Source organism: Streptomyces sp. HPF1205 (assembly GCF_020400825.1).
Classification (GTDB): domain Bacteria; phylum Actinomycetota; class Actinomycetes; order Streptomycetales; family Streptomycetaceae; genus Actinacidiphila.
Genome location: NZ_JAINVH010000022.1, coordinates 1 through 11,628, shown reverse-complemented (window position 1 = coordinate 11,628; position 11,628 = coordinate 1). Strand labels below are relative to the sequence as shown.

The window sequence follows — 11,628 nt, the reverse complement described above, 5'->3', positions numbered from 1 at the left end:
CACGGGCGGAGCCGGTCAGGCGGTGGCCGCGCTGTGGTGCGAGTCGTCCGCCGCGGTGCGGCCGAGGGAGTGCGCGAGGTCGGTCAGCTCGGTCCGGTAGAGCTTGGCCGGATCGCTCACCTGCGGGCGCAGGTGACCGTACACCTCCAGGGTCACCAGGCCGTGCAGCCGCCCCCATACCCGCAGCGAGAGGGCCACCGCGGCCGGCGGAAGGCCGGGGAAGGACTGCTGGATCAGCCCGGCGAACTGCGGGTCGAAGTCGGCCCAGGAGTGGGTGTCCTCGGTGCACAGGTACCGGGCCGTGGGCCAGGCGGCGGCGATGATGCCGGTGAGGACCGCGCAGGAGCGGTGCTCGGCCTCGGCCGCCGCGCCGCCTTCCGGGGGCCGGTAGTCGGGCGCGGGGTCGCCGTAGACCAGCCGGAACTCCTCCGGGTTGTTGATCGCCCAGGTGCGGTACGCCGACCCGAAGGCGATCAGCTGCGCCTGCGGGGAGTCCGCGGGGCATCCGTCGATCGCGGTCTCCAGCGTGTCGGCGAGGGTGCTGTAGACGTCGGCGATCAGAACGCTGATGAGGTTGTCGCGCGTGTCGAAATAGCTGTAAATGGCAGCGGCGGTCATGCCCATGTCGCGGGCAATGGCGCGCAGCGAGACCGCCGCAGTGCCGCTGGAGGCCATGTGCTGCAGCGCGGTGGACTTGATCTCGGCGATTGTCGCCTCGCGCAGTCGCATCCTCCGGCTTTGAATCACTTGTCCCATGCTGACCACCCTAGCAGCGTTGAATGACAGCGCCCTCCGCCGGATTCCAAACGGCGCTCGGTTGACAATATGCATGCAGTTAGTAAACGCTGTTAAGGCTAGCAGACGGCGGCCCAGGACATCAGTCCTCATCGGTCCTCACCAGTCCTCACTCTCTTCACCTCGAAAGGCCAACGATGCCTACTGACCTGCTGCAGATCGGCGGCGACCTCACCGTGAACCGGCTCGGCTTCGGCGCCATGCGGCTGACCGGCCCTGGCATCTGGGGTGAGCCGACCGACCGGGCGGAGGCGATACGGGTGGTGCGCCGCGCGGTCGAGCTGGGCGTCAACTTCATCGACACCGCCGACGCCTACGGCCCCTTCACCGCCGATCTGATCATCCGTGAGGCCCTGCACCCCTACCCGGAGGGCCTGGTCATCGCGACCAAGGTGGGCATGAGCCGGCCCGGCCCGCAGGACTGGCGCCCGCTCGGACGGCCGGAGTACCTGCGTCAGCAGGTGGAACTGAACCTGCGGCACCTCGGCCTGGAGACCATCGACCTGCTCCAACTGCACCGGGTCGACCCGGCGGTACCGCTGGCGGACCAGGTGGGGGAGCTGGCCGCGCTGCAGAAGGAGGGCAAGATCCGGCACATCGGGCTGTCCGAGGTCGGCATCGAGGAGCTGGACCAGGCCCGGGCCGTCGCCGAGATCGTGTCGGTGCAGAACATGTACAACCTCGGCGACCGCAAGTACGAGGACGTCCTGGGGTACGCCGAAGAGCACGGGCTGGCCTTCATCCCGTGGTTCCCCATCGGCTCGGGCGCCCTCGCCGCCCCCGACAGCTCCCTGGCCGCGGTGCTCGACGGCCACGCCGCCACTCCCGCGCAACTCGCGCTGGCCTGGCTGCTGCACCGCTCTCCGGCGATGCTGCCGATCCCCGGCACCTCCTCGGTGGCGCACCTGGAGGAGAACATGGGCGCCGCCCAGATCCGGCTCACCGACGAGGAGTTCGCGAGCGTCTCGGCCGCCGTCTGACCGGCTGACCGCCCGGCGCCCCGCCGTTCGCCCGGAACGTGCGGGCGGACGGCGGGGCCGCCAGAGGCGCGGGGTTCACGCACTGCCGGTCCCGGCGCCCGCCGCGGGGCCGGGACGGCCAGGTCGTCAGTCGGCCTCCGCCGTCACGGCCGGGCGCTTCGGCCGGACAGGAGCGGCCGCGGCGATCCGGCCCAGCAGCCGCCCGGCGGCGGCGAGTTCCGCCGCGGTGGTGCCGGCGGCCAGGACATAGCCGTCCGGGCGCAGGAGCAGGAAACCAGGAGCCCGCCCGGGCAGGTACGTGGGCACCACGGGTACGGGAGCCGCGGCGGCCGCGGCATGCACGGCCCGGACCGGGCCGTCCCCGGCCGGGCCCCGCGCCACCAGCCGGAACTGCGGGATCCCGGCCGGCGGTTCGGGCACCCAGGCGGGGGCGCGACCGCCGGGAGCGGGCAGCCGCCGTGCCGCCCGCAGGGCGGACCGGCGCGGGTCCGGCCGGCCCCGCTCACCCAGCAGATCGGGGTAGCGGACCCGCCAGCCCGCCAGCAGGGGAACGAACCACTGGCGCAGCACCCCCGCGGCCTCCAGACCGGCCCACACGGTATCGCGTATCCGGGACGCGGCCGGACCCAGCCGGAACACCGTGAGGAACAGGTGGGTGTTACGGACGATCTGCTCGGCGGCCTGGTGCCGCTCGGGCCCGTAGGTGTCCAGGATCGCCGGGGCGAGGGTGCCGGTGACCACCCCGGCGAGCTTCCAGGCGAGGTTGTGGGCGTCCTGCAGGCCGAGGTTCAGGCCCTGGCCGCCGAGCGGGGAATGGGTGTGGGCGGCGTCCCCGGCGAGGAAGCAGCGCCCCTTGCGCAGGGTGACGGCGATGCGCTCCTGGCTGGTGAAGCTGCTGATCATGTCCAGTCCGGTGACGTGCAGTCCGCCCGGGCCCCGGGTGTCCAGCAGCCGCTGCACACCCTCGGCGTCGATCGGGAAGCCCTCCGGGACGGGCGCGGAGATCCGGGTCCGTCCGCCGGGCATGGACGCGAAGACCACCGAACCGGTCTGGCCCAGGAAGTAGTGCACCGCGTTGCGTTCGAAGTCCCCGCCGATCCGGCCCTCGGCGAGGACGAAACCGGTCGTGACGTCGCTGCCGGCGAAGTCCACCCCGAGCCGGTCCCGTACGGTGCTGCGCACGCCGTCGGTGGCGACGAGCCAGTCGGCCTCGATCAGTTCCGTGCCGTCCGGGCCCCGCGTCTCGACGCTGACACCCTCGGCGTCCTGGGTGACGTCGGTGACCCGCAGACCGCGCTCCACCCGGCCGCCGGCCAGTTCCAGCGCCCCCTCCAGCAAGCGCGCGGTGTGCTCCTGCGGGAGCATCAGCGGTTCGTTGCGGGGCCCGAGCACCACCCGCACCGTGCGGCCGCCGGCCAGGTGGTAGCTGGTCGAGCGGATCCGCAGTCCCAGCCGTTCGGCCTCGTCCAGCACGCCCAGTTCGCGGAAGAGCTGCAGGGTCGGCGGGTGGAGCTGGACGGCGCGGGAGCCGGACTGCCGGTCCGCTTCGGCTTCGACGATCCGGGCGCGGACGCCGCGCTGCCACAGCGCGCAGGCGAGGGCGAGGCCGACCGGGCCCGCGCCCACGACCAGGACGGGGACGCGTTTCATGCCGAACGCTCCTTCGCGGTCACGGAGGTGGCCGGTGCGGCGCCGGCAGCGGAGTCGGCGTGGCCGGCGAGCCAGTCCCGCACGGCCCGTGCGGTGGTGGCCGCGTCGCCCTCGATCAGGGAGAAGTGGTCGCCGGGCACCTCCACCGCGTCGTGCCGCCCCGGCCAGGCCGACCGCCAGTGCGTGACGGCCTCCGCGCCGGCCACCGGCCGTTCGGGCCGGACCAGCAGCACCGGTGCCTTCAGCTCCTGCGGCCGCAGACCGTCCAGCAGCCCGAGGTAGCCGGTCATGGCGGTCACCCGCTCGGCCCCCAGCGGCGAGTACTCCTCCAGCCGCCGCACCATGCCCCTGCCGATGGCCGGCGCCAGTGCCGCGAGTTCCTCGCTGCCGGGCAGATACGTGTCGAGCAGTACCAGCGCCTCCGGGAAGAGTCCCCCGGCTTCCAGGCAGGCGGCCACCGCGTGCGCGAGCAGACCGCCCGAGGAATAGCCGACCAGCACGAACGGCGTGTTCCCCGCCCGGGACCGTACCGCCTCGGCGAGTGCGGCGGCCCCGGCGCCGAGGGTGGCCGGCAGCGGCTCCCCGGCCCCGAATCCGGGCAGGGTCAGGGCCGTGACCGGTCGATCCTTCGCGAACGCGGCGGCGAACCGGGCGAACTGGTGCGGCCCCGAGGTGGCCAGGACGGTGGGCAGGCAGATCAGGGCGGGCGTCGCGGGCCCGGTGGCGAGCACCACGGGAGCGGGGACGTGGCCGGGCCCGGATTCGTCGAAGACCGGGCGCCGGGCGGCAGCGGCCGTCAACTCGCCCACCAAGTCGGCATGTTCGGAGCCGGAGCGGGCTGAGGCCCGGTCCGCTGCCGCCGGGGCGGCCCCGGCCGGGACGCCCAGGAGTTCCGGCACGTGCTCCCCCTCGGCGAGAGCGGCGATCCAGCGGTTCACGAGGTCGTCGCCGGCCTCGGCCCCGGACCGCCGGGGCTGCCCTGACAACTCGGCTGCCAGGAACGCGGCCAGGGCGTGCGGTGTGCGGTGGTCCAGGGTGGTCCGGGCGGGAAGTTTGCGGTGCAGGAGCTTGGCGAGGCGGTTGCGCAAGGAGACGGCCGCGACGGAGTCCATGCCGAGTCCCAGGAAGTCGGAGTCGGGGCCGAGGACCTCGGGGTCGGGATAACCGAGGAGGTCGGCGATTTCGCCGCGGACGGCGCCGAGAAGGAGGGTTCGGCGCTCGGCGGGCGAGTCCGCGCCGGCGAGAGCCGCGAGCAGAGCCGAGGAGCGGTCGGGGCCGACGGCGTCGCCGTCGGCCGCCGCGGCTGCCTCGGGGATGCGGGAAAGCAGCGGGTCGGGGCGGCCGGCGGCGACCACCCGCCGGTAGGCGGGCCAGTCGACGTCGGCGACGAGGAGAGCGGGCGTGTCGTCGTCCAGGGCCTGCTGGAGGGCGGCGAGGGCGCGGTCGGGGTCCAGCGGCGGCAGGCCGCGTCGGGCGAGCCGGTCGTAGCGCTCCTCCTGCGCCTGCCCGGAGCCGGCGGGCGGTTCGCGCCACACCCCCCAGGCCAGGGCGGTCGCGGGCAGGCCGGCGGCACGGCGGTGGTCCGCCAGGGCTTCGAGGTAGGCGTTGGCGGCGGCGTACCCGGCCAGGCCCAGTCCGGCGGCGAGGGACGCGGTGGCGGACGAGAAGAGCACGAAGGCCGACAGGTCGTGCGGGCGGGTGAGTTCGTCGAGGTGGCGGGCGCCCAGCGTCCTGGTGCGCAGTACGGCGGCCAGGCGGTCCGGGGTGAGCGTGCCCAGTGCCTCTTCGGCGAGCGGGCCGGCGGTGTGGAAGACCGCGCCGAGCGGCGCGTCGTCGGGCACGCCGGCCAGGAGCCGGGCGAGTGCGGCGCGGTCGGCGACATCGCACGGCACGGCCGTCACCTCGGCGCCGAGCGCGCGCAGTTCGGTGGCGAGCTCACCCACGGCGGCGTCCGGGCGGTCCGCGCCGTGGGTGAGCAGCAGGTGGCGGGCCCCGGCGGCGGCGAGCCGGCGGGCCAGGACGGCGCCGGGGCCGTGGGTGCCGTCGGTGATGAGGACGGTGCCGTGCGGCGTCCATCCGCCCGGCACGGCGCGCGGCGGGCGCGGGGCACGGACGAGGCGCCGGGCGAAGAGGCCGTATCCGCGGACCGCGAACCGGGCCTCGTCGCCGGGCGCGGCCAGGATCGCGGCCAGGCGGGCCAGGTCGTGCCCGCTCGGGGCCGGCGGCAGGTCGACCAGCCCGGCCCACAGGTGGGGGACTTCGAGCGCGGCGATCTCGCCCAGTCCCCAGACGTGGGCCTGTGCGGGCTCGGTGACCGGGTCGGCGGCGCCGACGCCGACCGCGCCGCCGGTCACCGACCACACCGCGCGGTCCAGGCCGGCGTCGGACACCGCCTGGAGCAGCAGCAGCGTCATGGCGAGTCCGGCGGGAAGCTCCTGATGGCCCTCGACCGGCGCGGTGTCCAGCGCCAGTAGCGACAGGATGCCCGCCACCGGCCCGTCACCCGCCGCCGCCCGTAACCGCCTCGTCAGGACCTCCCGGTCCACGCCGGGCTCGGCGGGGACCGTCACGGTGCGGGCACCGGCCTGCCGCAGCGCGGCGAGGACGGCGTCCGTGGACGCTTCGGCGGAACCCACGGGCACCATGACCAGCCAGTTGCCGGTGAGAGGTGTGGGCGGCGGGTCGCCGACACCCTGCCAGAGCGCCTTGTAGCGCCATGTGTCCGGCGCCGCCCCGGGCCGGCTGCCGCGCCGCCAGGCGGCGAGCGCGGGCAGCACGCCGGCGAGGGCGTCGGGCGGGACCGCCAGCGTGGCCGCGAGCGAGTCGAGGTCCTCGCGCTCGACGGTCTGCCAGAAGGCGGCCTCGACGGCCTCGGGCGCGGTGGCGGAGCGGGCGGACGCGGGCTCGACCCAGTAACGGCGGTGCTGGAACGCGTACGTGGGCAGATCCGTCCGGCGGGCCCGTTCGGGCAGCGCGGGCCGCCAGTCCACGGACCGGCCCCGGACATGGAGCTCGGCCATCGACGCGAGGAACCGTTCCCGGCCGCCCTGCTTGCGGCGCAGCGTGCCCGTCACGACCGGCTCGGCACCGACGTCTTCCGCGGTCTCCTCGACGCCGAGCGTCAGCACGGGGTGGGCACTGACCTCCACGAAGACGTCGAAGCCGTCGGCGAGCAGAGTACGGACGACGGGTTCGAAGGTCACCGGGCGGCGGCAGTTCTCGTACCAGTAGTCGGCGGTCAGTTCGGAACCGTTCAGCACCTGGCCGGTCACCGTGGAGTACAGCGGCACCCGGCCCGCCCGGGGCGCCACGAACGAGAGGAGTTCGGCGAGGCGGCCGCGCAGCGGTTCGACCTGGGGGCTGTGGGAGGCGACGGTGGAGGCCACGACACGGGCGCGGATCCCCTCGGCGGTCAGAGCGGCGACCAGCTCGGTCAGCGCGGCGGGTTCCCCGGCCACGGTGATCAGATGCGGGCTGTTGAATCCGGCGACGGACAGCGTGCCGCCGAACGGGCGCAGCCACGCCTCGGCCTCGGCGGGGGACAGGCCCACGGAGGCGACCTGTCCGCGGCCCACGAGTTCGTCGGCGAAGAGCTGCGAGCGCAGCACCACCAGCTGCGCGGCGTCCTCCAGCGTGAGGGCGCCGGACACGCAGGCCGCGGCGATCTCGCCCTGGGAGTGGCCGACGACCGCGTCGGGCTCCACGCCGTGGGTCCGCCACAGTTCGGCGAGTGCCACCATCACGGAGAACAGCACCGGCTGCACGACCTCGATGCGTTCCAGCGAGGGGGCGCCGTCGCGTTCCCGCAGCACGTCCTCCACGTCCCAGCCGGTCCACGTGCCTACGGCTTCCGCGGCGGCCCGCAGGCCACGGGCGAACGCCGGCTCGTCGTCCAGGAGTCCGACCGCCATGCCGGGCCACTGCGAGCCCTGACCGGGAAAGACGAACACCGTCCGGCCGCGTTCCCTGACCGCTCCGGTGACCACCCGGGGGTCGCCGGCGCCCGTCGCGAGCCCGGTCAGCGATCCGAGGGCCCCGGCACGGTCGGCCGCCAGGACCACGGCCCGGTGGTCGAGCCCCGCGCGGGTGGTCGCCAGCGCGTGTGCGACGTCCGCCAGCTCCGCCTCGGGCCGGGACTGGAGGTGGGCGGCCAGCCGCCCCGCCTGGGCCCGCAAGGCGGCTGGCTCGCCGCCGGAGAGCAGCAGGGGCAGGACGGCGGGCGGCGGGGCGGAGCCGGCCGGGGCTCCGGTATCGGCGAGGCTGTCGGCCGGCACCTGTTCGAGGACGACGTGGGCGTTGGTGCCGCTCATGCCGAACGCGGAGACGGCGGAGCGGCGCGGACGGCCGGTGTCGGGCCAGTCACGCTGCTCGGTGAGGAGTTCCACCAGCCCGCCGTCCCAGTCGACGAAGGGTGTCGGCCGGTCGACGTGCAGGGTGCGGGGCAGGACGCCGTGGCGCATGGCCATCACCATCTTGATGACGCCCGCCACGCCTGCCGCTGCAAGGGTGTGGCCGATGTTGGATTTGATGGAGCCGAGCCAGAGGGGCTGGGCGGGGGTGTGTGCGTGCCCGTAGGTGTTGATGAGGGCCTGGGCTTCGATGGGGTCGCCGAGGCGGGTGCCGGTGCCGTGGGCTTCGACGGCGTCGATGTCGGCGGGGGTGAGCCCGGCGTTGTGCAGGGCGCGCTGGATGACGCGTTGCTGGGAGGGGCCGTTGGGTGCGGTGAGTCCGTTGGAGGCGCCGTCCTGGTTGACGGCGGTGCCGCGGATGAGGCCGAGGACGGGGTGGTTGTGTTCGCGGGCGTCGGAGAGCCGTTCGAGGGCGAGGATGCCGACGCCTTCGGCCCACCCCGTCCCGTCCGCGGAGGCGGCGAAGGAGCGGCAGCGGCCGTCCGGCGAGAAGCCGCGCTGCCGGCTGAAGTTGATGAATTCCGTGGGCGTCGTCAGCACGGTGACGCCGCCTGCCAGGGCCAGGGCGCATTCGCCGCGGCGCAGTGCCTGGACGGCCAGGTCGATGGCGACCAGGGAGGAGGAGCAGGCGGTGTCGACGGTGACGGCCGGGCCCTCGAAACCGAAGGAGTACGCCACCCGCCCCGACAGCACGCTCCGGGCGGCGCCGGTCATGCGGTACTGCTCGATCTCGTCGGGCGCGGACTGCAGCAGGAGCTGGTAGTCGTCGGTGACGCAGCCGGCGTAGACGCCGGTCGCGCTGCCGCGCAGCGTGCCCGGGTCGATGCCGGCCCGTTCCATCGCCTCCCAGCAGACTTCGAGGAACAGCCGCTGCTGCGGGTCCATGGCGAGCGCCTCACGCGGGGAGATGCCGAAGAACCCCGCGTCGAAGTCGGCGGCCTCGTGAAGGAAACCTCCCTGCACGGTGACGCTGTGTCCGGCGCGGTCGGGGTCGGGGTCGTACAGGTCGTCCAGGTCCCAGCCCCGGTCGGTGGGGAAGCCGGAGACGGCGTCGGTGCCGGAGGCGACCACCTGCCACAGATCTTCGGGGGAGCGCACGCCGCCGGGGAAGCGGCAGCCCATACCCACGATGGCGATCGGTTCGCGCAGGGCGTCCTCCGTCTCCTTCAGGCGCCGTCGGGACTCGGTGAACTGCACGGTCACCCGCTTGAGGTAATCCCGCAGCTTCTGCTCGTCGGACGTGGCGTTCATGACATTCCTCGCTGATGTCGGGTACATGAGGTCACGTGGCCGTCCCGCCGTGCCGGGGCCGCCGCCGGGCCGGAAGGCTCACAGGGTGCCGAGTTCGCTGTCGATGAAGGCGAACATGTCCTCGTCGCTGGCCTCGTCGAGCCGGGCGGCGACCTTCGCGGTCCCGGTGCCGGGGGCGGGTGCGCCGAGGCCGGCGAGCAGGGACTGCAGCCGTGCGCCGGCCTGTTCGCGGGCAGCCGGGTCGCCGGCGAGGCCCGTCAGGAGGGTCTGCAGCCGGTCGAACTCCTCGTCCAGGGCGGTGCCGTCCGGTGCGGGGTCCAGCGAGGCCCGCAGATGGGCGGCGAGCGCGGCGGGGCTGGGGTGGTCGAAGACGACGGTGGCGGACAGCCGCAGCCCTGTGGCGGCACCCAGCCGGTTGCGCAGCGACACGGCGGCGAGCGAGTCCAGGCCGAGGTCCTTCAGGGCCCGCCCGGCCGGTACGGCCTCCGGACCGCTGTGGCCGAGGACGGCGGCGATCTCGCCGCGCACCAGGTCGGTCAGCAGGCGTTCCCGCTCGGCATCGGTCAGCCCGGCCAGGGACTGCGCGAGCGTCGCGGACGGTCCGTCGCCCTCTGCGTCGTCGGCCCCCCGCGCCGCCGCGGCCAGGGCGGCCTCCACCTCGGGCACGCCGCCCAGGAAGGGGCTGGGCCGGGTGGCGGTGAAGGCCGGGGCGAACCTGCTCCAGTCCACCGCGGCGACCGCGAAGGCGGCTTCGCCGTCGGGCCGGCCGAGGACACCGGCCAGTATGTCCAGTGCCAGGCCGGGATCGGTCTCGGCGAGGCCGATGTCGCGCAGCCGTTCGCGCCGGGCCTGTTCGGCGGACGGGTCGGCGGATTCGGCGGCGGTGGCGGCCGTGCCGGACCACACGCCCCAGGCGACGGCCGTCGCCGTACGGCCCAGGTCCCGCCGGTGTTCGGCCAGCGCGTCGAGGTGGGCGCCGGCCGCGCTGTAGGCGCCCTGGCCGACGCTGCCCCACAGTCCGGCGACGGAGGAGAACAGCACGAACGCCTCCAGGCCGTCGCCCGCGAGGTCGTGGAGGTGGACGGCCCCGGCCGCCTTGGCGGCGACGTCGGCGGCGAACGCGGCCGGCTCGGCAGCGGCGAGCGGAGCGGTCCGCGGCTCGCCGGCGGTGTGGAACACGGCGGTCAGCGGCCGTTCGGCCGGTACCTTCGCGAGCAGCGCGGCCACCGCTGCCCGATCCGTCAGGTCGCACGGGGCCACGGTGACGTGCGCGTTCAGCTCCGCCAGCTCCGCCAGAGCCGACTCGCTCCCCGCGGGGGCGGGACCCGGCTCGTGGGTGAGCAGCAGGTGAACCGCGCCTTCGGCGGCGAGCCGACGCGCCACGCGGGCGCCCGCGCCCCAGGTGCCGTCGGTGATGAGGACGGTGCCGTGCGGCGTCCAGCGGCCGCTGCCGGGGCGGACGGGCGCGGCACGCACCAGGCGCCGTACGAAGGTGCCGGCCGGCCGGACGGCGAGCTGGTCCTCCTGCTCCGGTCCCGCGAGGGCCGCCGTCACGCGACGCAGTGCCGTCCCGGTCAGGTCCGCGGGCAGATCGATCAGGCCGCCCCACAGCCGGGGGTGCTCCAGCGCGGCGGTACGGCCCAGCGCCCACACCTGCGCCTGCTCGGGAGCGTCCAGCCGATCGGCGCCGCCGGTCGACACCGCGCCCTGCGTGAGCAGCCACACCCGGGCCGGGGCACCGTCCGGGCCGGTCGGCGCGAGGTCGGCGAGCGCCTGCAGCAGGACGAGGGTGGCGGTGGTGGCGTACGGCACGACGGGCTGGTCGGCGCGGGGCGCGGTGTCGAGGGCGAGCAGGGACAGCACGCCGGCGGCGGGCGAGCCGCCGAGGGCATCGGTCAGCCGCTCCGCCAGCTCGGATCGCCCGGCCGCCGCCGGGTCCACCACCGTACGCACCACATCGACGCCTCGATCGGCCAGCGCGCCCTCCAACGCGGCGACGCGCGTGTCGGCGGTGAGCGCGGCCGGCACCACGACCACCCAGGTGCCGCCCGGCGCCGCGTCCGCGGCCTGCTCGGCGGGCCACCAAACGGCCCGGTACCGCAGGCCGTCCGCGACCGCGCGCCGCGCGCTCTGCGCGCGCCAGGTGCTCAGGGCGGGCAGCAGCTCCGCCACCGGCCCGTCCGGCGGCACGTCGAGCAGGCTCGCCAGCCGCGCCGCGTCCCCGTCTCCCACCGCCGACCAGAAGGCCTCGTCGGACGCGGTGTCCCCGCTCGCCGTGCCGGCGGGCGCGGAGGGGCCGCCGAGCCAGAAGTGCCGGCGCTGGAAGGGATACGTGGGCAGGTCCACCGCAGCTCCGCCGCCCAGGATCGCGGGCCAGTCGGGACGTACGGCCCCGTGGACATGGGCCTCGGCGACGGCGGCGGTGAGGGTGGCCACCTGGGGGCGGTCGCGGCGCTGGGTGGCGAGGAGCAGGGGAACGACGGCGCCGGAATCGCTCCCGGCCCGGTCCGTGTCCGGGGAGAGCTCGGCGAGGCAGTCCTGCG

General features: G+C 75.2%; 4 protein-coding genes and 1 pseudogene. 1 reads left to right on the top strand and 4 read right to left on the bottom strand.

Annotation, left to right across the window (positions count from 1 at the left end; genetic code table 11):
- Positions 1-15 precede the first annotated feature (15 nt).
- Entirely contained in the window at positions 16-756 is a 741-nt protein-coding gene (locus K7G61_RS23490) for a TetR/AcrR family transcriptional regulator (RefSeq protein ID WP_225848937.1), read from the bottom strand.
- Positions 757-932: 176 nt separating this feature from the next.
- On the opposite strand from K7G61_RS23490, the gene K7G61_RS23485 reads away from it, so the two are divergent.
- Entirely contained in the window at positions 933-1,775 is an 843-nt protein-coding gene (locus K7G61_RS23485; protein ID WP_225848936.1) for an aldo/keto reductase, read from the top strand.
- Positions 1,776-1,901: 126 nt separating this feature from the next.
- On the opposite strand, the gene K7G61_RS23480 is transcribed toward K7G61_RS23485, so the two are convergent.
- The 3 genes and pseudogenes from K7G61_RS23480 to K7G61_RS23470 all read right to left on the bottom strand — a co-directional run.
- Entirely contained in the window at positions 1,902-3,425 is a 1,524-nt protein-coding gene (locus tag K7G61_RS23480; protein WP_225848935.1) for an FAD-dependent monooxygenase, read from the bottom strand.
- Positions 3,422-9,076, bottom strand: a pseudogene (locus K7G61_RS23475) (type I polyketide synthase); the annotation flags it as partial. The pseudogene K7G61_RS23475 and the gene K7G61_RS23480, both read right to left, overlap by 4 nt.
- A gap of 87 nt (positions 9,077-9,163) precedes the next feature.
- Positions 9,164-11,628: SDR family NAD(P)-dependent oxidoreductase (locus K7G61_RS23470; RefSeq protein WP_225848933.1), on the bottom strand; the 2,465-nt coding region annotated here is incomplete at its 5' end.